The organism is Curtobacterium sp. Arg-1 (assembly GCF_025643395.1).
GTDB lineage: Bacteria > Actinomycetota > Actinomycetes > Actinomycetales > Microbacteriaceae > Curtobacterium > Curtobacterium poinsettiae.
On the sequence record NZ_CP095731.1, the window covers coordinates 1,840,936 to 1,863,787 of the forward strand.

The following is a 22,852-nucleotide window of genomic DNA, read 5'->3' on the forward strand; positions in this document are numbered from 1 at the left end:
AGCTACGCGTAGGGGTCAGCGGACACCGTCCCGTACGCATTCGTCCGACGTCGACGATCGCGGTGGGCAGCGCCCCAGCGAGCCACTGCGAGCGCGAGCAGCGCGGCGGACACCCCGGCGAGCAGCCACAACCACGCGTCGTCGTCCTCGATGAGCAGCCGCAGGGCCAGCACCCCGAGCGGTGCCGCGACCAGGATCCGTCGGAGCTCGCGCCAGGACGGCTTCCACAGCGTGGTGAGACCCTTCTTCCACCGACCGACCACGACGTACGCGATCACACATCCCGGGATGCAGAGGCCGAGCCAGTTCACGATCGCCTCGACCCCGTCGTCGTAGAACGGATGCGCCACTTCGCGGAGGACGCCGCCAGCAGCAGCAGCGACGAGCAGCACCCACATGCGCGCTTCCCAGCGGCGAGGGTGCCACCAGGGCGTGCGCCACAACGGCACTCGCTCGCGGACCACCGGCATCGCGGCTCCTCCCCGGTCGGGCGTCCAGCCTATGCGCGACGACGATCGACGACGGGCCCGAGAGTCTGCCGTCCCTGGCGGGGGCACGGCCTTCCGCGTACGGTGTGACGGGAAGAGTCCGACACCGCAGGTCGGTCCGACGAGGGGGCACCATGAGGATCTTGAGCGCCGCGGCACGGGGGCTGGGCTGGTTGCTGACGACGGTCGCCAAGACGCTGGGTGGGATGCGGGGCGCAAAGCCGTTCACCGACTCACACGCGGCGCAGGTCCCACCACGTCGGGAGGACTACCGCCCCTAGGGGCTCGCACCAGGCCACTGGTTGGATGGTCGCATGACCAACGCCCCCGGGACGGCTCCGCACCGGGGCGCGGTCATCTTGCTCTCGGTGTTGGTGATCGCCTCGTGGACGGCCGCCGTCGTGGTGCCGTTGCTCACGCTTCGGCTGCTCCTGGGTGTCGGTGCGCCGCACGACCGGCTGGTGACGATCGGGTTCGCGTCGTTCCTGACCTTCGCCTTACTCGCAGCCGGACTGACCGTGGGACTGGTCATCCTCCGCCGATCGCGCATGGCCGGAGTGCGTCAGCCGTCACCGTAGGATCGTCGTGCCGGATCCGGCACGACGGGGGAGCACCTGATGGAACAGCGCACCGAACAGCGCACGCGACCGCGGGTCGTCACGGTCGCCGTGGCGCTCTGGTGGGTTTCCGTCGTCATCAGCCTCGCGGCCGCGGCGCCCGGCATCGTCGTGTCCATGCGCGAAGCCGGCGGCGCGATCATCGGGGCGTCGCTCGGGCTCCTCTTCGTCCTCGCCTGGTCGGCACTGTTCCTGTGGCTTGCGACGCTGATGGGACGAGGCTCCGGGAACGCGCGACTCTGGCTCGCGATCATCGCCGGGCTGACCGCCTGCAGCGCGGTGATCACCATCGCCACCGACGGCATGGACCGGAGCCTCGTCGACGCCGTCTGCATCGTCGTCGCGGCGGTGCTCAGCTACCTGCCGAGCGCACGACCGTTCTTCCCGCGGGCTGCACGGCGTCCTCGAGCAGCCGAACCCCGCACGGTCGGATGGGACCCGACGACGGGTGACCGCATCGTCGAGACGCCTGGAACAGGCGACCGCGCAACCTGACGTGCGCCACGTGCGCCAAGTGCGCCACGAGCGACCGCCGGAGAACGAGCGTTCCCCGTAGTGGGGGTACCGCCGAGGACCGTCGGATGGTTCCATTCAGAGGTCGGCATCCTCCGGGTGCCGGACAGCCACGGACCGTCTTGCGTCGCAGTGAAGGTGGTCGCCGCTGGTTACGGTGACCACGAGGTGCCGTCGAGTCGATTCGGGTTCGACACGGCGGCGCCTCCCACACACCGGGGGACCGTCCGACCAGGAAGCAGCACCATGCGATCGCTCGTCTACACCAGCACCCAGACCCGTCCGATCACGAATTCCGAACTCGCCCAGATCCTGGCGGTCGGCCGCGAGAAGAACACACGACTCGGTGTCACGGGCATGCTCGCGCACCGCGACGACAACTGCATCGGGATCATCGAGGGCGAGGACGACGTCGTCCGGCAGCGCTTCGACCAGGTCCAGGCCGACCCGCGGCACACGAACGTCCGGGTGCTGCTCGACGAGCCGATCGCCCGGCGCTCGTTCCCGGACTGGTCGATGGCGTTCCAGTCGCTCGACCCGCTGATGCAGGACGTTCCCGGGTTCAGCGACCTGTTCACCGCCGGTCGTCCGACCGACCCGGCGTTCGGGGCGTCCCGCGCACGTGCGCTGCTGGACTGGTTCCGGAAGCACCCGCTCGCACCGCTGACGAACCAGAACGCCGCGGACGAGGAAGTCCCGCGCACCCGGGCGATCAACGGCGCCATCGCCGTCCTGCACGACGGTGGACTCTCACGCTTCTCGCTCGAGGACGTCGCGTCCCGGTCGGGGATGGGGCAGGCGGAGATCCTCGAGCTGTTCCCGTCCGAGCCCGCGCTGCTCGCTGCCGCCGTGATGCGGTGGACCCGGGCAGTGTCGGCCCCGCTGCTCCCGCTCGCCGGCGAGAAGGGGACGGTGGCGTTCCTGCACGCGCTGCTCGCGGCCCACGCCGAGGATCCGGCCCTCATGCGCTTGATCGCCGCCACGCTGGCCGTCTCCACCGACCCGTCCACCGACGGTGCCGACTACTACCGGTCGGCCTACCTGCAGTTCCGCGAGACGGTCCGGACCGCGCTGCAGCGAGACGTCCACGCCGGCCGTGAGCCCGCGACCATGGACCCGATCCGCGGCGCGCAGCAGCTCGTCGCACTGTTCGACGGGCTCCGCCTGCAGGCGCTCCTGACGCCGGACACCGACGTCGTCGACGCCTTCGACCGCGCCGCCGCCCGGATGCGGCGCGGTTGGTCCGAGCAGTACGAGGCCGACACCGTCTGGGACCTGTCGGCTCCCGTGGCGGACTGAGCCTCAGCGCACCAGCCGGACCGTCAGCGGGATCGGTCCGAACGCCGACTCCGCGCCGTCGGGCGTGAAGCCGTTCCGCTGGTAGAAGGCGTGTGCCCGAGGATTGTCCGCGGCCACCCACAGCGACGCCGGACGATCGGCGAGCACGTCGTCGAGCAGCGCCTGGCCGGTGCCGGCTCCGTGCGCGCGGGCGAGGACGTACAGCATCGTCAGTTCCTCGGGTCGGGCGGCCTCGGGTCCGGGCGTCGGCTGCACGGCAGCGAAGCCGATGACGCCGGTGTCGTCCAGCGCAACACGCACGCCCCGGCACGTCGAGGGGTCGGCGAGCATCGACCGCCACATGTCGACCCGCCGATCCACGTCGAACCACGGGTTCGTGTCCGGATCGTCGACGAACCGGCCGTAGGTCTCACGCCACGAGGCCGCGTGCACGTGGGCGATCGCCCCGGCATCGTGGACCGTCGCCGATCGGATGGGCATCGCGCCGTCGTGGTTCCCCATGCCGGAAGGCTAGCGATCAGAGCCGCAGGTCCAGGTCGAGGATCCCCGCGCCGCCGAGGAACAGCGGCACGATGATCCCGAACAACGTCAGCGTCGCCCCGATCAGGATCGCCGCGAACGCGATGCCGTCACCCCGCTCACCGGTCAGCCGCACGTCGCGGCGCGCGATGAACCCGACGACGAGACCGCCGATCGGCGCGACGAACGCGAGGGCGATCGCCACCACCGCGAGCAGGCTGAGGGGCGGTAGCGGCACGGCTGCCGATGCGGGGAACCCTGCGGCGTTCGGCGCGGTCTGGTCAGGAGCGAGGTCGGTCACGTCGGTCAGCCTAGGGTCGACGAGGATCCCTCCGCTCACCCCTGACCGAGGTTCGTCACCAGGTTGATGGCCACCGCGATGAGCACCGTTCCGAAGAAGTACGACAGCAGCGCGTGCGGCAACGCCTTCCGCCGGGTCTCACTGTCGTCCGGCTCGACCTCTGGTGCCGCGTACGACATGCCGATCGTGAAGGCGAAGTAGGCGAAGTCGCTGTAGGTCGGTCGCCCGTCCTGCTTGACGTCGAACCCGCCGCCCCGGTGGTCGAGGAAGAAGGTCCGGGCGTACTTCAGGGCGTAGACCGTGTTGACCAACGCCCACGCGACCATCGTGCCGAGCACACCCAGGATGACCGCCGCGACCGAAGCCGGATCTCGCGCCTGGCTGGCTTCGCTCAGCGCCAGCACAACGGCGGCGAGACTCGCGAAACAGGCCACGATGATCGCGTTGTCACTGACCCGTGTCTCGGAACTCCTCGCGTGCGAGACGCTCGGTGCCGTCGGCGTCCTGGCGCCAGCACTTGTGCCAGACCTGGACCAGCGCGATCAGGCCGGCCGTGCACCAGGCCGCGAGCGGCCCGAGGGACGGAGTCCCGGTGAGGGTCAACGCGACCCCGACCAGGACCCCGATCCCCACGGTGACGAGCGCCCGGCGCGTGGAGAGAATCCGATCGTTCATCGTCGTGCCCTCATGATCGTTCCTTCCTCCGCTCCGTTGCGTGGTCGGTCATCACATGCCGGGGGTGAAGACGGCGCGGACGCAACCGTCGTCCTTGTTCTTGAACATCTCGTACCCGCGCGGCCCTTGCGACAGTGGCATCACGTGCGTGGCGAGGTGCTCGGTGCTGAGCTCTCCCGCGGCGATGCGGTCGAGGATCATCGGGATGTAGCGGTGCCCGTGCTGCTGGGCGCCGCGGACCGTCATGCCCTTGTTCATGATCGCGCCGAACGGGAACTTGTCGACGAGCCCACCGAAGACCCCGAGCGAGAACAGGCTGCCGCCCTTCCGGCAGGCGTAGATCGCCTCGCGCAGGGCGGTCGGCCGGTCGGTCTGCAACCGAAGCTGCTGCTTGGCCTGGTCGTACAGGTACAGCGGTCCGGTACCGTGCGCTTCCATGCCGACGGCCTCGATGCAGACGTCGGGACCCCGACCGCCGGTGCGTTCCTTGAGTTCCGGGAGCACGGCGTCGCTCGTGTAGTCGAGCATCTCGGCACCGATGTGCTCGCGCACCTGTCGCAGCCGTTCGGGCAGGCGGTCGATCACGATCACCTGCTCGACGCCGAGGAGCATCGCCGCACGAGCGGCCATCTGGCCCACACCTCCGGCGCCCCACACTGCGACGGTGTCACCCGGGGTGATCCCGGCCAGGTCGGCTCCGGTCCACCCGGTGGGTGCGGCATCGGAGGCGAACAGGGCGGCCGTGTCGGACACGCCGTCGGGGACCGTGAACGCCCCCTGATCGGCGTAGGGCACGCGGACGTACTCGGCGTGGCTGCCCGCGAACCCGCCGAGCGCGTGGCTGTAGGCGAAGCATCCGCCGATCGACGATCCCCACATCGCCTCGGTCAAGCCCGGGTTCGGGTTGCCGTCGTCGCAGAGTGAGAACTGCCCGTGGGTGCAGTACCAGCACTGCCCGCAGGCGATGAACGAGCAGACGACGACCCGGTCGCCCACCTTGTGCTTCGTGACGGCCGATCCCGTCTCGACGACCTCGCCCATGAACTCGTGCCCCAGGACGTCACCGGATCGCATGGTCGGGATGTACCCGCCGAGCAGGTGCAGGTCCGACCCGCAGGTGGTGCTCAGACGCACCTTCAGGATCACGTCGTGATCGTTGAGGATCTTCGGGTCCTCCACCGTCTCCACCGCGGTCTCGTTGACCCCGGTCCAACAGAGCGCCTTCACAGCACACCCTCCTCGTTGCTCCGTCTCGTCGCCACGTCCACCAACGCGCCGGTGGGTGTGGCCTTCCGTCGGCCGTGGGGGACCGGATCCACCCGGAGCACCTCGCCGACCTCGATGAGTTGCTTCGCCTCGCGCAGCGCGGCCCGCAACCGGCCTCGTGCATCCGGGGCGCCGCCTCGGAACCGGGCACGGAGCTCGGTGCCGCGATCGCCGGGCGCGGGACGGGCCTCCACCTCGACGTCCTGCCCGAACGCCGTGAGCGGCGCGGGGACTCGTCCGCCTGGCAGCACCGCGTCCCGACCGCGGTTCACCGTGACCGCGTGCCAGCCGGAACGCGGTTCGGCCAGCACCTTCCGTGCGGGCCCGGGTGCGCCGCGTCGGCGGCGCGAGACCACGATGCCGACAGCAGCCGTCACCATCGCAGCGGCGGCGAGGTTCCGGGCCCTCATCGTGGTGTCCCAGCGAAGAGTCGGTCAGCAGCGGGCGCGTTCGCGCCCCACCGCCGGGGGTTCGTGTGTTCCATCGCGGCCTCCTTGAGTCGCATCGGTGCGGATCACGGGACGGGAGCGACGACCGCGCGATCGTGCCGGTCGGGTCGCGGAGTCGCTCCTGTCGATCCACGATGAGCGTGGCCTCCCTGGCGCCGTCCCGGGATTGTCCGTGATGCGCTGACCGTTCAACGGCGGGGATGTCGGTCGCCGGTGACGGCCGCGGCTCCCGGTTATCGACGCGCCCGTCGCGGTGACCGACGAGGTCGCGGTGTTCGTCGCGAAGCGCGCCGAACGCGCCGAGCGCGCCGAGCGCTCCGGGCTGACGACCGACCGATCGGAGTGCTGTGGCAGGTGACGGCAGCGAGACGGACGGGAGGCCCGGTTCCAGCCGGCACCGGGCCTCCCGTCCGTCCCGGGGTCGCGTCGCAGAGCCGCACCGTCAGTGCCCGACGCTGCCCGCGCTCGCTCAGGGTCCTCGGACGCTTCAGTCGTGCCGGTACTCGTACGTCGGGTCGGGGCGTTCACGATCCCCGACCCGGAAGCCGAGGCTCCTGCCGCCGCAGGACGATGGTGCTGCCCCCGTCCGGCGTCAGGGTCCAGGTCCCGACCGGGTCGGCCATCGGCTCGAAGAACGACGAAGAACAGCCCGTCGCCGTGAGCAGCGTCGCCGCAGCGAGCACTGCGGCCGTCGGCAACGTGGTGCGCATCGCACCCCCTCGCCACCCCCGACGGCGAGGCTGCGGGTTGATGCGCTGGTCGCCGTCCGCGTGGCGCTGCCGATCGCACCGGTACCGTTGCATCCGTGAACGACGACCCCGATGCCGCCATCGCCCAGCACGTCCACGACGCCTGGGACGGTTCCCTGCGCCTGGTGCACATCACGATCTCGGACGAGGACGGTGACGCCTACCCCGGGCAGGACGTCGACCGGTGGGTGATCGACGTCCGCGTCCCGATCACCGACGACGACGAGACCGAGGCGGTCTCCGTCGCCGAGGTCACCGCGTTCACGAGCCGGGCGCCGGAGTCGCTCGAGGCGCTGGTGCTCGGCTACCAGGTCTCCGACGTCGCCGGGGCGTTCGCCTCTGCCGTCGCTGCGCAGGACGCGACGGGGGAGACGTTCTTCTCGCTGCAGACCCACGCAGCCGAGATGCTCGGCAAGCCCGACCTGCTCGCCGTCGACCGGCTCACGGTCCGCCCGGCGTACCGGCAGCTGCCCGGACTGGTGCCGGCGATCGTCGACGCCGTCCGCCACGGACCGGCCGGCCGCACCGCATCGTGGGTGCTCGCCGACCCGACGGCGTGGGACGTGCCGTTCGGCGAGGACGACCGGTCGGCCGGTGCGTTCGTCCAGTGGGCGGACACCGTGGTGTTCACGTCGATGAACGCGGCGCCGGACGACCTGGAACGCCTGTCGCTGGTGCCACCGACCGGGGGCATCGTGATGGGTGCACGGTCGGACGAGGTGCACCTCGGCGACGCCATCGACCACGCGATGACGCAGCCGGCGATCGCGGTGCCCTTCGACCTGCCACCGAAGCTCCCCGCCAGCATCTGGGCCGCCGCGCCCGAGGACGTCCACGGCGTGCACCCCGACGAGACCACGGGGTCGATCACGGTCGAGACGCACGACGAACAGCTCGAGGTCGTCGGTTCGCCCGGCACCGCACCGCAGCTCGTGGGGATCTCGGCCTCGGCCGACGCCGCGACCCAGGAGTGGCTCCGCACCGTGCACCAGCGCTGGTGGCAGTACGAGCCGGACCTGCACGCCCGCATCCACGACGTCGTCGACGAGTACCTGTCCACCGGGCACATCGAGTCGGCGTCGGACGAGCTCGCCGGGCACCTGCACGCCCCCGACCTACCGCCGTACCGGACGGAGTGGCCGGGCACCGGCACCGTCCTGCTCGAGGAACTCGGCGAGGACACCGAACCCATCGTCTTCGACGCCGTGCTCGAGGACGGCACCCGGCACGAGCACATCGGCGTGGTCGTCGTGCACGAGTCCGGACACGTCCGCGCGTTCCTGCACGACGAGTGGGAGCCCGGGTTCCCGGCGGCGGAGGCCGCGGTCGCGCACCTCATCAGCCTGGGTGCCGGCGAGTTCTTCGCGGACGCCCTGCACGACGAGCTGTCAGCGGGTGTCGAGCACGCGATCCTGACGGGCGACGTCCGCGGTCACTGACCGGGCCGCCCTGGGTCGGTTCAGACCGGGCGGTAGATCGCGATCGGCGGGGTGTCGTCGGTGCCGGCGTCGTGGGCGTCGCCCGTGGCGAGCCAGGTGCGGCCCTCGTGCTCGATCGTGGTCGGCAGGTCGCCGTGCACCAGGATCCGGATGGCGGGGGCGTCGCCGTCGACCAGGTCGACGCCGTGGGCCTCGGTCCCGCCCGGGTTGTCGTGCACGTAGCTCATGGTCTGATCGAACTCCGTCGACCTGACGGACCGCCCGCGCCGCGCCGGACACGCCGGGAACCAGGGTGGAACCGGTGATGCCGCCCGTCATCGGGTAGAGTCATCTCCGCACGGCCAGCACGGCGTGTGGAATGCGGATGTGGCGCAGTGGTAGCGCATCACCTTGCCAAGGTGAGGGTCGCGAGTTCGAATCTCGTCATCCGCTCAGAACAGGAAGACCGGAACCCCCGTCGCTCGGAAGAGCGGCGGGGGTTCTGTCGTTGCGGGGCGTCGCAGCACCGAAGGCGTGCGGGATCACCGTGGCCGAAGGCGTGGGGGCCCAGTGGGCGCAGGCTTCGGGTACCCGCGCCCACCGGGCGCGGAGGCGACCCTGCCCCCACCGGCACGCACCGGGTGGGTGGCCCGGCGCAGTTCCGAGGATGTATCCGGAGCCGACCCCCGTTCGGGTGGGGACCGGATCCAGGGTTGCGGGAACCCGCAAGAACCCCGCACGACCCGCCGCGCGAGCCTTGTGCTACTCGATGCCGTCCGGTAGCGACGCCGACATCGTGCGAGCACCGGGCAACCCCACCCACCGCCGGGCACCGGACTCGACGACCGTGACGAGCACCGCGTCGCACCCGCGGCAGCGCGCCACCGCCCCCATCGCGGTGCGGTGGACGGTGGTCTGCCCGAGCACCCCGAGCGAACCGCACCCGGCGCAGCGCAGGGCGACCACGGTCGGCTCGGGCCCCAGACTGTCGGCCAGCGTCCCCGCCAGTGCGTTGCCGTCCACGACGACCATCAGCTGCCCCCGAACCGTTCGGCGCGGACGTCGCTCGTGTCGTGCCCGAGCTCGGTGAGCCAGCGCAGCACCTGCTCGACGAACGGCGTCGACCCGCACACGTAGACCAGGGCACCCGCGTCCGGCGGGAACACCGCCGCAGCGAGCGCGTCCCGCGTCAGCCGCCCGGCCGGCACGGACGAGCCTGGAGGCGCGGTGCGGCTGTACACGTGGGTCACCTCGAGCGGTGCCCGGCTCGCGAGCGCCTGGTCGAGTTCCGCACGGAAGAACACGTCGTCCGGCGTGCGGACGGCTGCGAGGAGCCGGAAGGGCGCCGGGTCGTCCGCCTCGGCGTGGGCGGTCACCATCGCGACGAGCGGCACGATGCCGGAGCCGCCGGCGATAAGCTGCACGGGCCTGGTGGACTCGCCCGGCCGCCAGACGAACCAGCCGCCCAGGGGTCCGTGGACATCGAGCGCGTCGCCGACCTCGACAGCGTCGACGAGGAACGGGGAGACCTCGCCGCCGTCCACGCGGTCGACCGCGAGCACGACATCGGTCGTGGGGCCGGCCGACGCGATGGAGTACGAGCGCTGGGCCTGGTAGCCGTCCTCGGCGGTCAGCCGCAGGTCCAGGTGCTGCCCGGGGTCGTTGCCCGGCCAGGTGGGGACGTCGAGGACGATCCGGCGCGCGTTCGTCGTCTCGCGGACGACGGACGCGACGGTGGCGGCGTGCCAGGCCGGCCGCCTGCGTGCGGCGGGTCGCGTGGCGGGGGTGATCCGTGCCTCCAGGCCGGTGTCGGGGAGCGTCACCAGTACCGCTCTTCCTTCCACGGGTCGCCGTGCAGGTTGTAGCCCGCGTTCTCCCAGAAGCCGGGCTCGTCGTCGGACTGCATGACGATGCCGCGTACCCACTTGGCGCTCTTCCAGAAGTACAGGTGGGGGACCAGCAGGCGGGCCGGCCCGCCGTGCTCGGGCGTCAGGGGCGCACCGTCGGCCTCGAACGCGATCCAGGACTTGCCGTCGAGCAGCTCGTCGAGCGGCACGTTGGTCGTGTAGCCGCCGTGGCTGTGCACCATGCAGTAGTCGAGTTCGGTCTCGACGTCCTCGAACAGGCGGTCGAGCGGGACGCCCCGCCACGGCATGTCGAGCTTGGTCCAGTGCGTGACGCAGTGGATGTCGACGGTGACGTCCTCGACGCCGAGCGCGTGCACCTCGTCCCAGGTCCACTGGTGCAGGCCGGACTCGGTGCGGATCGAGAAGGCCCAGTCGGTCGGCTCGATGTCGGGCGTCGCGCCGGCGGACAGGACGGGCCAGTCACGGACCAGGGTCTGCCCGGGCGGGATGCGGGTGTCGTCGCGGTCGGCACGGCGACCGCCGAACCCGCGGGTGAACGTGGCCATGGTCCTCCTCGGGAACGTCGGTGCGTTCCCGATCATGCCGCGTGCCGGAGCGCGCCGTGTAACGGGTTGGTAAACGTTCCACCCGTGCACGGAACGGTCGTCCTCGGGGGCGGATCCGCACCGGTCCGCCGTTCCCGGCGCCCCTGGTCCCGCGTCGACCGCCGGGAGCGGGCTTGGGGGATCGGCCGGGGACCTCTATCGTTCACCGGAACGATTACAGGAGGGGTCACCCCGAATGCAGCCCATCGTCCCCGAACCCCGAGGCGCCCACGGTCCGAGCCGTCGGGCGCTCATCACCGGCGCCGCCGGTCTGGCCGGCCTCGGCCTGCTCACGCTCGCCGGGTGCAGCTCCGGCGCGTCCGCCGGCACCCCCACGATCCCCGAAACCGCAGCCACCGGCGTCGCCCGTCGCGGCGGACGCCTGCGCATCGCCCGGCCGGCGGCCTCGGCCGCCGAGACCCTCGACTCCGCCAGCTCGCTGTCGGCCTACGAGTACCTCGGTGCGCTGTACAACCGGCTCGTCAAGCTCGACCAGCAGGGCACCCCGGTGCCGGACCTGGCCGAGGAGTGGTCCGCGAACGCCGACGGCACCGAGTGGACCTTCGCGCTCCGCCGTGGCGTGACCTTCCACGACGGCTCCCGCTTCACCGCCGACGACGCCATCGCGAGCATCCGGCACATCCTCGACGAGAAGACCGGCAGCCCGCAGGCCGGCGTGCTCGGCGAGGTCATGGACGCCGACTCGATGCGCGCCGTCGATCCGTACACGCTCCGCTTCTCGCTGACGAAGCCGAACGCCGAGTTCCCCTCGCTGCTCACCGCGTACCAGTGCTACATCGTGCCAGCAGACGCCGTCGCCGACATCGGTCGCACCGGGATCGGGACGGGGCCGTTCCGGCTGTCGTCCTTCACCCCGGCCGGCGCGGGCAGCGTCGAGGCCTACGCGGACCACTTCGCCGGCCGCCCGGCACTCGACGGCATCGACTTCTACTCGATCCAGGACACCACGGCGCGGGTGAACGCCCTGCTCGCCGGGCAGATCGACCTCATCTCGCAGACGAACCTGGACTTCGCGACCGCCCGGGTGGTGTCGGCGTCCGGCCGGGCCACCGTCGCCCGGTCGAAGAACGCCCAGTGGTACACGATCCCGATGCTCGCCACGAGCGACGAGTTCAGCGACCCACGGGTGCGGCAGGCGATGAAGCTCGCCTACGACCCCCGGAAGATCGTCGACACGGCGCTGCAGGGGACCGGTTCGGCGGGCTGGGACAACCCCGTGCCGCCGCAGCTCGCCGCGTTCGTCGACGACCACCGCGAGTACGACCCGGACAAGGCCCGGGCGCTGCTCAAGCAGGCCGGGCGTGCGGACTTCCGCGCCGAGATCTACACGTCGAGCTACGAGTCGGTGTTCACCCCGATGGCCGTGGCCTACCGGGACGCCGTCGCCGACGCGGGCATCCGCCTGACCGTCCGCAACGCGAGCTCCGACTCGTACTACACGCAGATCTGGATGCAGAAGCCGCTCATGGTGAGCTACTGGTTCACGGGGCGGCCGATCGACCAGCTGCTCAACCAGATCTTCCGCTCGGGCTCGTCGTACAACGAGAGCGCGTGGTCGAACGAGACCTTCGACGGGCTGCTCGACGACGCCCGAGCCGAGATGGACGACGCCAAGCGGCTCACCCTGTACCAGGACGCCCAGCGGCTCGTCGTCGAGCAGGGAGCGGACATGACGCCGATGTTCGGCGACCGGCTCGTGGGGTTGTCCCGCGACGTCGTGAACTACTCGGAGTACGGCTTCGAGTTCGACTACCTGCGGATCGGACTGCGCCGATGACGACCACGAACACACCGTCGGACGTCCTCGTCCCCGTCCTCCGCCGCGTCGGGATCGCCCTGCTGACCGTGGTGCTCGCCTCGCTCTTCGTGTTCCTGGCGGTGCAGGCGCTCCCCGGTGACGTCGCCCAGCAGCTGCTCGGGCAGAACGCCACCCCCGACGCCGTCAAGCAACTCCGCGAGACGCTCGGCCTCGACCAGAACGTCTGGCTCCGCTACCTGCAGTGGCTCGGCGGTGCGGTGCACGGTGACTTCGGCACCTCGCTCGTCAGCGGCGAACCGGTCGCCCCGACCCTGTTCACGGCCTTCCGGAACAGCATGCTCATCGCCGTGCCCGCGATGCTCGTCGGCGTCACGGTGTCCCTGACGCTCGGTGTCGTCGCCGGTGTCCGCCGCGGCCGTCCGAGCGACAAGGTCATCTCGATCGTCAGCCTGGTCGTGATGAGCGTGCCGGAGTTCATGGTCGCCACCGTCCTGGTGCTGCTGTTCGCGATCGGCCTGCCGGTCTTCCCCGCCGTCGTGCTGCGGGGGAGCGACGCCACCGTCGCCGAGCTGCTGCCCACGATCTGGCTGCCGATCATCGTCCTGACGCTCGCGATGGCCGCCTACATCGTGCGGACGGCCCGCTCGTCGACCATCGACGTGATGGCGTCGGAGTTCGTCACGACGGCCGAGCTCAAGGGCCTGACCATGCGCCGAGTGGTCTGGAAGCACGCGGTGCCGAGCGCCCTGCTGCCGACGCTCAACGTCGTCGCGCTCAACGTCGCGTGGCTGCTCGGCGGTGTCGTGGTGGTCGAGAACGTCTTCAACTACCCGGGCATGGGCAAGCTCATGCTCGAGTCCGTGTTCAACCGCGACCTGCCCACGATCGAGGCGATCGCCCTGCTGAGCGCCCTGATCTACGTCGTGTGCAACCTGGCCGCCGACCTCGTCGCGCTCGCACTCGACCCGAAGCTGCGGACCCGCCAGCGGCGCCCGCGCACGCGCACCCGCAGCGCCCGCAGCACCAGGAAGGCCGCCGCATGACCGCCACCGCACCCCGCCGCCGCACCGGACGCGACGTCCTCGCCGGCGCGCTCGCACCCCTGCGCGGGTCGACGGCGCTGAGCATCGGGCTCGGCCTCATCGCCCTGCACGTCGTCCTCGCCCTGCTCGCACCGGTCATCGCCGGACACGACCCGGTCGCCACGAACGCCGGCGACGTGCTCGCCGGTCCGACGTGGACGCACTGGCTCGGCACCGACCAGTACGGGCGCGACGTGCTCTCCCGCACCCTGAACGGCGGCCGGTACGCGCTGTCGGTGACGTTCCTCGCCACCACGATCGCCGTCGCGGTCGGCACCGTGCTCGGCTGCGTCACGGCGTACGCCGACAACTGGTTCGACGAGGTCGTCATGCGCGTCGTCGACGCCCTGCTCAGCGTGCCGTCGATCCTGGCGCTCCTGGTGGTCGTCACGGTGTTCGACGCCGGCCTGTGGGTCATCGTCCTCGCCGTCACCGTCGTCTACGCCCCCGCGGTGACCCGGGTCGTCCGCGGCGCCGCCCGCACCGTGATCACCCAGGACTACGTCACCGCTGCCCGCGCCCGGGGCGAGCGGCCGCTGTCGATCGTGTTCCGCGAGATCCTGCCGAACGTGCTCGACGTCGTGCTCGTCGAGTACGCGATGCGGGCCTCGTGGATCGTCCTGCTCGTCGCGTCGCTGTCCTTCCTGGGCTTCGGCGCGAACCCCCCGACCCCGGACTGGGGCCTGATGGTGCAGGAGAACCGCACCGCGCTCACCGTGGTGCCGCTCGGCACCCTCGCCCCGATCGTGGCACTCGCCACGCTGGTGATCGGACTGAACCTCGCGGCCGACGGCCTGAGCAAGTCGCTCGGCGTCGACCGCGCCAAGCAGGGAGTCAGCGCATGACCCGCACCGACACCGGCACGACGTCCGCAGCGACAGCGACAGCGACCGTGCCCGACGCGATCGTCCGCGTGGACGACCTGTCCATCTCGTACGCCGCCGGCAAGCGACGCGTCCCCGTCGTCCGGGGAGTCTCGTTCGCGATCGAGGCCGGTCGCACCCTGGGCCTGGTCGGCGAGTCCGGCAGCGGCAAGTCCACCGTCGCGCGGACGCTGCTCGCGCACCTGCGGGCCGGGTCGGCGATCGACGGCGGGACGGTCCGCGTCGACGGCGCCGACGTCTTCGCCCTGTCGCCGTCCGGTCGCCGGGAACTCCGCGGCGGCACCGCCTCGGTCGTCGCCCAGAACGCCGGCCAGGCGCTCACCCCGTCGATGCGCGTCGGGGAGCAGATCCGCGAGGCCCTCCGCGCGCACGGCGAGCCCGACGGCCCGGAGCGCGTCGCCGAGCTGGTCCGGCTGGTCCGGCTGCCGGACCCCGACGCGATCGTCCGCCGGTACCCGCACCAGCTGTCCGGTGGGCAGCAGCAGCGCATCGCCATCGCGATGGCCGTCGCCGCCCGGCCGCGCGTGCTCGTCCTCGACGAACCGACCACCGCCCTCGACGTCGTCACGCAGGCTGCGGTCCTCGACCTGGTCGCCGACCTCGGCGAGCAGCTCGGCATGGCCGTCCTGCTCGTCAGCCACGACCTCGGGGTCGTGTCCGCCATGGCGGACGAGATCGCCGTGATGCGCGACGGTGAGGTCGTCGAGCACGCCGCCACGGCGGCGCTCTTCGCCGCGCCGCAGCACGAGTACACGCGCGCCCTGCTGGCCGCAGTGCCGGACGGGCGACGGCCGGGAGGATCGGGGCACGTGCCCGAGACGGCGACCGTCTCGTCGACGGTCGCCTCCATGGCCGGCCGAACCGTTCCTCCCGAACCGCTCGCCCGCCCTGTGGTGACCGCCGAGGACCTGGTGATCCGCTACGGCCGCGGCCTGCCGGCCGCCGTCGACGGCGTCTCGTTCACGATCGCCGCACACGAGACGCTCGCCGTCGTCGGCGAGTCCGGCAGCGGCAAGTCGACGCTGGCGACGGCGCTGGCCGGGCTGGTGCCCGCCGAGTCGGGGACCTTCACCTACGACGACGGCACGACCCACGGCGACCTGCGCGTGCCGATCGCCGGTCGTGCGGCCGACCTGCGGCGCGCGGTGCAGCTCGTGTTCCAGAACGCGGACACGTCGCTCAACCCGCGGCGCACCGTGGGCGCCGCGATCGCACGGCCACTCCGGTTGTTCAGCGGCTCGTCCTCTCGAGAGCGGGTCGGGACGCTCCTGACGCAGGTCGGGCTCGGGCCGGAGTTCGCCGACCGACTGCCCGCGCAGCTGTCCGGCGGGCAGCGGCAGCGCGTCGGGATCGCGCGCGCACTGGCAGCGGAGCCGTCGCTCGTGATCGCCGACGAGATCACCACCGCGCTCGACGTGCAGGTGCAGGCGGGGATCCTCGCGCTGCTGGCCGACCTGCAGCGCGAGCGGGGCCTCGCCTGCCTGTTCATCAGCCACGACCTCGCCGTGGTGCGGGGCGTGGCCGACCGGGTCGCGGTGATGACCGGCGGCCGGATCGTCGAGACCGGACCGACCGAACGCGTGTTCACCGGCCCGAACCACCCGTACACGTCGACGCTGCTCGCGGCGACGCTCGAACCCGGCAGCACGACCCTGCCCGACGTCGGTGACGGCGTGCCGCGCTGGCGGCACGCCGACGGCTGGACCGACCACGGCGACGGACACCGCACCCGCAACTGGGAGGACGCATGACCACCGACGACGGCACCCACCACGGCACCGCCGCCGCCAGCTTCACCGCCATCGGCGACCCCGGCTCGCTGCCCGCGGGCGTGACGGTCCGCGACGAGTGGATCCCGATGCCCGACGGCGTGCGGCTGCACGCCCGGATCTGGGCGCCGGCGCAGTCGCAGCCCGGGGCGCCGAGCGACCCGACCCCGGTGCTGCTCGAGTACCTGCCGTACCGGCTCGACGACTGGACCGCGCCGCGCGACTCGGAGCGGCACCCCTGGTACGCCCAGCACGGGTACGCCTCGGTCCGCGTGGACATCCGCGGGACCGGCTCGTCCGACGGGTTCTTCGACGACGAGTACAGCGAGCAGGAGCTGCTCGACGGCGAGTCCGTGATCGCGTGGCTCGCTGAGCAGCCCTGGTCGACCGGTGCGGTCGGCATGTTCGGCATCTCGTGGGGCGGCTTCAACGCGCTGCAGCTCGCGGCCCGGGCACCCGCCGCGCTCAAGGCCATCGTGACCGTCTGCTCGACCGACGACCGGTACGACAACGACGTGCACTACGTCGGCGGCGCCGTGCTCGGCATCGACATGGCGGCCTGGGGTGCGACGATGTTCGCCTTCAACTCTCGCCCGCCCCGGCCCGAGGTCGTCGGCTCCGGCTGGGTCGACCGCTGGCGGGAACGGCTCGAGGCGAACCGACCGATGACGCCGGTGTGGCTCGCGCACCAGGAGCGCGACGACTACTGGCGGCACGGCAGCGCCGCCGAGGACTACGACGGCATCCGCGCCGCGGTGCTCGCCGTCGGTGGCTGGGCGGACCCCTACCGGGACGCCGTGCTCCGGCTCGTCGACCACGTCAGCGCCCCCGTGAAGGGCATCGTCGGCCCGTGGTCGCACCAGTACCCGGACCGTGGGCTGGCGCCGGGTCCGTCGATCGGGTTCCTGCAGGAGACCCTGCGCTGGTGGGACCGCTGGCTGCTCGGGGTGGACACCGGTGTCGAGGACGACCCCGCGCTGCGGGCCTGGATCAACGAGGGCGAGGCCCCCGCGCCGTACTACGCCGGTCGCCGCGGTCGCTGGATCGGTGCCGAGGCATGGCCCTCCGCCGCGACCCACGAGCGCGTCCTGCCCCTCGCCGCACTCCGGGGCGGGGACCTCGGGCCCGTCGTCGTGCGGTCCCCGCAGCACACCGGGATGGACGCAGGCCGGTTCTTCCCGTTCGGCAACGCCACCGACCTGCCGCCGGACCAGCGCGCCGAGGACGGCCGGTCGGTCACGTTCGACCTGCCCGTCGGCAAGGCGTTCGACCTGCTCGGCAACGTGCTCGTGCGGTTGTCGGTCACGAGCGACCAGCCCCGGGCCACCCTGACCGTCCGGCTCTGCGACGTCGCCCCGGACGGCTCGTCGACGCTCGTCACCCGCGGGGTGCTGAACGCCGCGAAACGCGACGGCATGGACCGCGACGACGTGCTCGTGCCCGGGACGCCGGCCGAGCTGCCCGTGCGCCTGGTCTCGACCGGCCACCGGTTCGCCGCCGGACACCGGCTGCGCATCGCCGTCTCGTCGTCCTACTGGCCGTGGGTGTGGCCGCACGGCGTCGAGGCCACGGTGACGATCGACCCGACCGCCTCGAGCGTCACCCTGCCCACCTGGACCCGGACGACCGACGACGGCGTGGCCTTCGCCGAGCCCGAACGGTCCGAGCCCCTGGTGATCGAGCGCGTCGCCCCCGCCGATCCGCTGCCGCAGCGCACGGTGACGCACGACGTGGAGACGGGGGAGTGGACGCTCGACGTCGACCCCGGGTACGGCGGCGGGCGCGTCTACCCGGACGGCCTGGTGTTCACCGAGGACGCCCGTGAGACCTACCGGATCCGCTCCGACGACCCGACCAGCGCACGGGCGAGTTCCCGCTGGGCGATCGGGCTGATGAAGCCCGCGTGGGCCGCGCGCCTCGAGACCACGTCCGAGGTCACCGCCGACGCCGACGCCTTCCACGTCGTCAACACCGTGCGCGCCTGGGCCCGCGACGGCGGACCCGACGAACCCGAGGTGCTCGTCACCGAGCGCACCTTCGTCGACGACGTGCCGAGGACCTCGGCGTGACCGCGGCAGCACGGGTCCGGCAGCGGCCGGAGGTCCGACGCGCGATGATCGTCGAGGCCGCCCGCGCGGTGATCGTCCGGAACGGCGTCGGTGCCACGGGACTCCGGGACATCGCGGCCGAGGCAGGGGTCTCGGTCGGCACCGTGACGTACCACTTCGGCAGTGTGGCGGAGATCCTCAACGAGGTCGTGGTGCTCGAGACGGAGCGCTTCTACGGCGCGATCGTCACGGCCGTCGACGCCGAACCCGACGTGCTGGTGGGACTCCGGATGCTCGTGGCGCCGCTGTTCGGCGACACCGAGCAGGTCCGGCAGCACTGGCGGATCTGGTCCGACTACTGGACCGCGGTGGTGCGTCGGCCCGAGGTCGCCGCCGAGTACGCCGAACGGATCCGCGTCTGGGAGGCCTGCCTGGTGCGGGTCATCCGGCGCGGGGTGGACGCCGGCGTGTTCGGGGGCGCGCGCGACAGCACGGGCAGCGCCGACCCGGTCGACGCCGACACCGTCGCGCTGCAGCTCGCCGCGTACAGCGACGGCGTCGCGACGCAGATCGCCCAGGGCGTGCCTGGCCTCACCAACACGGTCGCCCTGTCGTGGATGTGGCGGTTCCTGTCGCACGAACTCGGTGTGCCCGCTGTGGACATCGCCGGAACCGGCCGTTCCCCCTTGTGATGAGGTAAGGCTTCCCTTACCGTGGGCACATGGCACGGACCCGGCGACAGCCCAGCGAACGCATCCTCATCGCGGGCGGTGCCGAAGACCTGGTCGAGATCCACCGCCAGCTCGCGGAACTCCCCGAGAACGCGTACGGACAGGTCTTCGTCGAGGTCGCCCTCGCCGAGCAGATCCGCCTGCTGCCGGCCCCGCCGCGCGTCACCGTGACGTGGCTGGTCCGGAGCGCCCGCAGCTCGGCCGTCGCCCCGCTGGTCTTCGCCGACCACGGTGAAGCGCTGGCACACGCCCTGACCGGGTGGGCCGCCGAGTGGTGCGTGACGGACTGCGAGCCCCGCACCTCGGTCTGGATCGGGTGCGCCGACAGCCCGTGGATCGAGCGCGCACGGTCCATGGTGCAGCTCGAACTCACCGACGCCGGCCAGCAGGTCCAGGTCGAGTACGGCGGGTAAGGGCAGCCTGCTCTTCCTTGCGGTGTGCAAAAGACGGGGGCATGGTTGTCCCATGACCACGCAGAGCACGACCACCACGAGCACCACGTCCCCGTTCTCGACCACGCCGGAGCTCGCTGCCGGGGTCGCCCAGTTCCTCGCCCCCGTCGTCATCGACCTCGAGGCACTCGTCGTCAACGGCAAGCAGGCGCACTGGCACGTCCGTGGCCGCAACTTCGTCGGCGTGCACGAGCTCCTCGACGAGATCGTCGAGCACGCGCAGGACTACGCGGACAAGGCTGCGGAGCGCATCGTCGCCCTCGGCCTGCCGGTCGACTCGCGCATCGCGACCGTCGCAGCGAACACCACCCTGCCGCCGCTGTCGCAGGGCTTCCAGAACTCCGACGTCACCGTCACCGAGGTGATCGCCCAGATCGACGCGGCACTGCTGCAGGTCCGCCGTGCCGTCGACGGCCTCGACGAGGTCGACCTCAACAGCCAGGACGTCGCGATCGAGATCGAGCGCGCACTGACCAAGGACCGCTGGTTCCTGCAGGCGCACCTCGCCGCCTGAGTCGCGACCACAGCGCTGACGGGAGGCCCGGTGCCAGCTGGCACCGGGCCTCCCGTCCGTCTGCGGTCGCGTCCCGCGCCCGCACATCACGCCGACGGCGTGACCAACCCGCTCTCGTAGGCCAGCACGACGGCGTGCACCCGGTCCCGCAGCTGCAGCTTCGCCAGGACCCGACCGACGTGGGTCTTCACGGTCTGCTCGGCGATGAACAGCTCCGCCGCGATCTCGCCGTTCGACCGCCCCCGCGCCATCAGCAGGAACACGTCCCGCTCACGGTCGGTCAGCACGTCGAGCACCTCGGTCCGGGGTGCCGCCGGCTGCGGACCGGCGACGAACGCCTCCACCAGGTGCCGGGTCACCCGCGGAGCGAGCAGGGAGTCGCCGGCCGCCACGGTCCGGACGGCCTGCACGAGCTCCTCGGCGCTGGCGTCCTTGAGCAGGAACCCGCTCGCCCCGGCACGGAGCGCGTCGAACACGTAGTCGTCGATGTCGAACGTCGTGAGCATCACCACGCGGACCGGCGACGCCGTGGGCGCCGCGGTGATCCGGCGGGTCGCCTCGATGCCGTCGAGTTCCGGCATCCGCACGTCCATCAGGATCACGTCGGGCCGCAGCACGGTCACCATCGCGACCGCTTCGGCGCCGTTCGCTGCCTCGCCGACGACGTCGACGTCGTCCTGGGCCTGGAGGATCGCCCGCAGTCCGACACGGAACATCTGCTGGTCGTCCACCACCATCACCCGCGTCATCGCGATCCTCCTTCGGCCGTCGGCTGCGACGTGGTCGCGGTGGGCTGGGCGGGCAGGCTGACCGCGACGCGGAAGCCGCCGTCCGGGTCGGGTCCGTGGTCGATGGTGCCGCCCAGCGCGGCGACCCGCTCGCGCATGCCCGCCAGACCGAAGCCGCCGTCGTCCGGCGGCGCACCGGCCACGCTGCCGGCCGGGGGTGCGGTGTTGGCGACCTCGACCGTGAGGGCCGACCCGTGCCTGTCGACCGTCACGACGGTTGCCGCACCGGGCGCGTGCCGGGCCACGTTGCCGAGCGCCTCCTGCACGACCCGGTACACGGTGAGCTGCGCGAGCCGCCCGACGTGGTCGATGTCGTCGTCGTCGGCGAGGCTGAGGTCGTCGCCGAGGCGGAGCTCGACGGGGATGCCGGCCGCGCGGGTGGCCTGCACCAGTGCCGGCAGGTCGGCGAGCCGCGGCTGCGGCGCACGCTCGGCGTCGGCGTCGGCGCGCAGGGTGCCGAGCAGCTGCCGCATCTCCCGCAGGGCCGTGCGCGACGTCTCGGCGATCGCCGCGAACTCAGCTCGGGCCGCGGGCGGCAGGTCGGCCACGCGGTACGGGGCGGACTCGGCCTGCATGTGCACGACGGACATGCTGTGTGCGACGACGTCGTGCAGTTCACGGGCGATCCGGGAGCGTTCCTCGACCGTCCGGCGCCGCGCCTGCTCGAGCTCGGTGTCGCGGCGGGCCGCTGCGAGTTCCTCGCGCACGGACCGGCGCTGCCCGATGACGACCGCCGCGGCGGCCAGGACGAGGGTGTCGCCGGCGCTCACCACGAAGCTCGTCGCCCAGACGTCGACCTGACCCCACCGGCCGGGCGTCACACCGATGAGCACCAGGGGGAGCAGCGTCGCCGCGACCCAGACCACGGCGGTCAGCCGCCAGGTGGTGCGGACGCCCAGCACCACGAGCAACAGGCTGAGTCCGATGATGCTCGTCACCGAGATCGGCCAGGGTCCGCCGGACCCGTCCGCCGTCAGGACCCCGAGGCCGGCGAGGGCGGCGAGGTGCACGACCGACGCGGTCCGGGGGAAGAGGGGCGCGAGGCCGATGCTCGCCGACAGCACGGCGGTGACGAGCAGGGCGAGCGGCACCGGGACGCCGTCGTGCACGGCGGTGACCGGGGCCGCGACGGCGAACAGGGAGACCGCGACGAGCACGAACCCGATCCGGAGCGCCAGGGTGCCCCGGGTCGGTCGGTCGGGCCGGGGTGGATCGGGGACGACGGTCACGGGCGGGCGATCTCTCCGGTTCGGGCGAGGCGAGGTGCGGGGGAGGGGGACGACGACTGCACGGCCTTCGTGACGGCCTTCGTCGAAGCCATCGTGGCAGGCTTCGTCGCCGTCGGGGTGCTCGGGGTGCTCGGGGCTGCTGCTCGGGCTGCGGCACGTGCGTCGCGCCTGCGGCTGATGCTCCCGAGCAACCGGTCGACGACGACCCCGAGCCCGGCGGCGACCACCATCGACACCAGGGCCGCGACGATGGGTTCGTGCAGCACGCTCGATGCGGCCAGCGCGATCCCGATCGACACCGCCGACCACGCGAGCCCCGCGATCGCGCTGATCGCGAGGAACCGGCGGTAGGGCAGGCCGGTGGCACCGGCCGTCATGTTGACCGCGACCCGGCCGACGGGGATGAAACGACCGGTCAGGATGAGGCTGGCGGACCGGCGCTGCATCTGCCGTTCCGCGAAGGCGAACGCCGCCGCGATCCGTGGTCGCTTCGACCGGGCCAACCGGGCGAACCCGATCCGGCGGCCGATCCAGTACGCGATCGAGTCCCCCGCGATCGCACCGAGGGCGGCGGCGACGAGCACCACCGCGAGCACGGGCTGCCCCGACGTCGCGGCGATCGCGGCGACCGCGACCAGGGCGGACTCGCTCGGCACCGGCGGGAAGAAGCCGTCGAGCAGGCACAGGGCGAACAGGATGACGTAGACGAGCGGACTCGCGGCCAACTCGACGACGAGCGGGGTGATCTGGTCGAACACGGGGTGTTCCCTCCCGCCGACGGCGTTCGTCGACGAGGACGACGCTACGGAGCCGCGGCGCCGCTGCCATC

The 22,852-nt window shown here is 72.1% G+C and carries 27 protein-coding genes and 1 tRNA gene; 13 read left to right on the forward strand and 15 right to left on the reverse strand.

Annotated features, from left to right (window positions below):
• Positions 1 to 2: 2 nt before the first annotated feature.
• Positions 3 to 398, reverse strand: coding sequence for a hypothetical protein (locus MXD64_RS08865; protein WP_042537128.1), 396 nt, complete (start codon positions 396 to 398; stop codon positions 3 to 5).
• A gap of 404 nt (positions 399 to 802) precedes the next feature.
• Between MXD64_RS08865 and MXD64_RS08870 the strand changes: the two genes are divergently transcribed.
• The 3 genes from MXD64_RS08870 (at position 803) to MXD64_RS08880 (ending at position 2,917) form a co-directional block, all read left to right on the forward strand.
• Positions 803 to 1,066 (forward strand): hypothetical protein, encoded by a 264-nt coding sequence (locus tag MXD64_RS08870; protein WP_056068584.1) that lies wholly within the window; start codon positions 803 to 805, stop codon positions 1,064 to 1,066.
• Positions 1,067 to 1,105: 39 nt separating this feature from the next.
• Complete coding sequence (locus MXD64_RS08875; protein ID WP_262117548.1) at positions 1,106 to 1,600, forward strand: hypothetical protein; 495 nt, start codon at positions 1,106 to 1,108, stop codon at positions 1,598 to 1,600.
• Positions 1,601 to 1,864: 264 nt separating this feature from the next.
• The gene (locus MXD64_RS08880; RefSeq protein ID WP_263136319.1) at positions 1,865 to 2,917 is read left to right on the forward strand and encodes a BLUF domain-containing protein; all 1,053 of its coding nucleotides are present in this window, start codon (positions 1,865 to 1,867) and stop codon (positions 2,915 to 2,917) included.
• A 3-nt stretch (positions 2,918 to 2,920) separates the two neighbouring features.
• Here the strand turns inward: MXD64_RS08880 and MXD64_RS08885 are convergent, their stop codons facing one another.
• The 7 genes from MXD64_RS08885 to MXD64_RS08915 form a co-directional block, all read right to left on the reverse strand.
• Positions 2,921 to 3,418, reverse strand: coding sequence for a GNAT family N-acetyltransferase (locus MXD64_RS08885; protein WP_263136320.1), 498 nt, complete (start codon positions 3,416 to 3,418; stop codon positions 2,921 to 2,923).
• 16 nt (positions 3,419 to 3,434) lie between these two features.
• The gene (locus MXD64_RS08890) at positions 3,435 to 3,737 is read right to left on the reverse strand and encodes a DUF4190 domain-containing protein (RefSeq protein ID WP_017887409.1); all 303 of its coding nucleotides are present in this window, start codon (positions 3,735 to 3,737) and stop codon (positions 3,435 to 3,437) included.
• 35 nt (positions 3,738 to 3,772) lie between these two features.
• Entirely contained in the window at positions 3,773 to 4,171 is a 399-nt protein-coding gene (locus tag MXD64_RS08895) for a DUF1345 domain-containing protein (RefSeq protein WP_263136321.1), read from the reverse strand.
• 13 nt (positions 4,172 to 4,184) lie between these two features.
• Complete coding sequence (locus MXD64_RS08900) at positions 4,185 to 4,412, reverse strand: hypothetical protein (RefSeq protein ID WP_263136322.1); 228 nt, start codon at positions 4,410 to 4,412, stop codon at positions 4,185 to 4,187.
• Between the two features lie 51 nt (positions 4,413 to 4,463).
• Positions 4,464 to 5,639 (reverse strand): zinc-dependent alcohol dehydrogenase, encoded by a 1,176-nt coding sequence (locus tag MXD64_RS08905; RefSeq protein ID WP_259495791.1) that lies wholly within the window; start codon positions 5,637 to 5,639, stop codon positions 4,464 to 4,466.
• A complete protein-coding gene (locus MXD64_RS08910; protein WP_156463747.1) occupies positions 5,636 to 6,088 on the reverse strand; it encodes a hypothetical protein in 453 nt (150 codons plus the stop codon). Before MXD64_RS08910 ends, MXD64_RS08905 begins: the two co-directional genes overlap by 4 nt.
• Positions 6,089 to 6,651: 563 nt before the next feature.
• On the reverse strand, positions 6,652 to 6,837 hold the full coding sequence (locus MXD64_RS08915; RefSeq protein WP_139179664.1) for a hypothetical protein: 186 nt from the start codon (positions 6,835 to 6,837) through the stop codon (positions 6,652 to 6,654).
• Positions 6,838 to 6,932: 95 nt separating this feature from the next.
• On the opposite strand from MXD64_RS08915, the gene MXD64_RS08920 reads away from it, so the two are divergent.
• The gene (locus MXD64_RS08920; protein WP_259575301.1) at positions 6,933 to 8,315 is read left to right on the forward strand and encodes a hypothetical protein; all 1,383 of its coding nucleotides are present in this window, start codon (positions 6,933 to 6,935) and stop codon (positions 8,313 to 8,315) included.
• 20 nt (positions 8,316 to 8,335) lie between these two features.
• Here the strand turns inward: MXD64_RS08920 and MXD64_RS08925 are convergent, their stop codons facing one another.
• Positions 8,336 to 8,542 carry a hypothetical protein gene (locus MXD64_RS08925; RefSeq protein WP_017887403.1) on the reverse strand — a complete coding sequence of 69 codons (207 nt, stop codon included), beginning with the start codon at positions 8,540 to 8,542 and terminating at the stop codon, positions 8,336 to 8,338.
• Positions 8,543 to 8,675: 133 nt separating this feature from the next.
• Here MXD64_RS08925 and MXD64_RS08930 point away from each other — a divergent pair.
• Positions 8,676 to 8,747: transfer RNA gene (locus MXD64_RS08930), tRNA-Gly, on the forward strand.
• Positions 8,748 to 9,056: 309 nt separating this feature from the next.
• Here the strand turns inward: MXD64_RS08930 and MXD64_RS08935 are convergent.
• From MXD64_RS08935 to MXD64_RS08945, 3 genes are read right to left on the reverse strand one after another with little or no spacing between them, the layout of a single operon-like run.
• Entirely contained in the window at positions 9,057 to 9,326 is a 270-nt protein-coding gene (locus MXD64_RS08935; protein WP_214532438.1) for a DUF6510 family protein, read from the reverse strand.
• Positions 9,326 to 10,117, reverse strand: coding sequence for a ferredoxin reductase (locus MXD64_RS08940; RefSeq protein WP_259552516.1), 792 nt, complete (start codon positions 10,115 to 10,117; stop codon positions 9,326 to 9,328). The genes MXD64_RS08935 and MXD64_RS08940 overlap by 1 nt, the downstream gene beginning before the upstream one ends.
• The gene (locus MXD64_RS08945; RefSeq protein WP_042537144.1) at positions 10,114 to 10,707 is read right to left on the reverse strand and encodes a molybdopterin-dependent oxidoreductase; all 594 of its coding nucleotides are present in this window, start codon (positions 10,705 to 10,707) and stop codon (positions 10,114 to 10,116) included. The genes MXD64_RS08940 and MXD64_RS08945 overlap by 4 nt, the downstream gene beginning before the upstream one ends.
• 235 nt (positions 10,708 to 10,942) lie before the next feature.
• Between MXD64_RS08945 and MXD64_RS08950 the strand changes: the two genes are divergently transcribed.
• The 8 genes from MXD64_RS08950 to MXD64_RS08985 are packed head-to-tail and all read left to right on the forward strand — an operon-like array spanning position 10,943 to position 20,006.
• Positions 10,943 to 12,544: an ABC transporter substrate-binding protein gene (locus MXD64_RS08950; RefSeq protein WP_042537146.1), complete on the forward strand. Its 1,602-nt coding sequence runs from the start codon at positions 10,943 to 10,945 to the stop codon at positions 12,542 to 12,544.
• Complete coding sequence (locus MXD64_RS08955; RefSeq protein ID WP_017887398.1) at positions 12,541 to 13,569, forward strand: ABC transporter permease; 1,029 nt, start codon at positions 12,541 to 12,543, stop codon at positions 13,567 to 13,569. The genes MXD64_RS08950 and MXD64_RS08955 overlap by 4 nt, the downstream gene beginning before the upstream one ends.
• Positions 13,566 to 14,453, forward strand: coding sequence for an ABC transporter permease (locus tag MXD64_RS08960; protein ID WP_042537148.1), 888 nt, complete (start codon positions 13,566 to 13,568; stop codon positions 14,451 to 14,453). Before MXD64_RS08955 ends, MXD64_RS08960 begins: the two co-directional genes overlap by 4 nt.
• On the forward strand, positions 14,450 to 16,243 hold the full coding sequence (locus tag MXD64_RS08965) for a dipeptide ABC transporter ATP-binding protein (protein WP_263136323.1): 1,794 nt from the start codon (positions 14,450 to 14,452) through the stop codon (positions 16,241 to 16,243). Before MXD64_RS08960 ends, MXD64_RS08965 begins: the two co-directional genes overlap by 4 nt.
• Positions 16,240 to 18,330 (forward strand): CocE/NonD family hydrolase, encoded by a 2,091-nt coding sequence (locus tag MXD64_RS08970; RefSeq protein WP_263136324.1) that lies wholly within the window; start codon positions 16,240 to 16,242, stop codon positions 18,328 to 18,330. The genes MXD64_RS08965 and MXD64_RS08970 overlap by 4 nt, the downstream gene beginning before the upstream one ends.
• On the forward strand, positions 18,327 to 19,001 hold the full coding sequence (locus MXD64_RS08975) for a TetR/AcrR family transcriptional regulator (protein ID WP_071250759.1): 675 nt from the start codon (positions 18,327 to 18,329) through the stop codon (positions 18,999 to 19,001). Before MXD64_RS08970 ends, MXD64_RS08975 begins: the two co-directional genes overlap by 4 nt.
• Positions 19,002 to 19,030: 29 nt before the next feature.
• Positions 19,031 to 19,453: an SIP domain-containing protein gene (locus tag MXD64_RS08980; protein WP_017887393.1), complete on the forward strand. Its 423-nt coding sequence runs from the start codon at positions 19,031 to 19,033 to the stop codon at positions 19,451 to 19,453.
• 52 nt (positions 19,454 to 19,505) lie between these two features.
• On the forward strand, positions 19,506 to 20,006 hold the full coding sequence (locus MXD64_RS08985; RefSeq protein WP_056068605.1) for a Dps family protein: 501 nt from the start codon (positions 19,506 to 19,508) through the stop codon (positions 20,004 to 20,006).
• Positions 20,007 to 20,092: 86 nt separating this feature from the next.
• Here MXD64_RS08985 and MXD64_RS08990 read toward each other — a convergent pair whose 3' ends face one another.
• Genes MXD64_RS08990 through MXD64_RS09000 form a run of 3 tightly spaced genes read right to left on the reverse strand, consistent with a single transcriptional unit; the run spans position 20,093 to position 22,781 of the window.
• Positions 20,093 to 20,755: a response regulator gene (locus MXD64_RS08990; RefSeq protein WP_042537158.1), complete on the reverse strand. Its 663-nt coding sequence runs from the start codon at positions 20,753 to 20,755 to the stop codon at positions 20,093 to 20,095.
• Entirely contained in the window at positions 20,752 to 22,023 is a 1,272-nt protein-coding gene (locus MXD64_RS08995) for a sensor histidine kinase (protein WP_263136325.1), read from the reverse strand. The genes MXD64_RS08990 and MXD64_RS08995 overlap by 4 nt, the downstream gene beginning before the upstream one ends.
• A complete protein-coding gene (locus MXD64_RS09000) occupies positions 22,020 to 22,781 on the reverse strand; it encodes a DedA family protein (RefSeq protein ID WP_263136326.1) in 762 nt (253 codons plus the stop codon). The genes MXD64_RS08995 and MXD64_RS09000 overlap by 4 nt, the downstream gene beginning before the upstream one ends.
• Positions 22,782 to 22,852 lie beyond the last annotated feature (71 nt).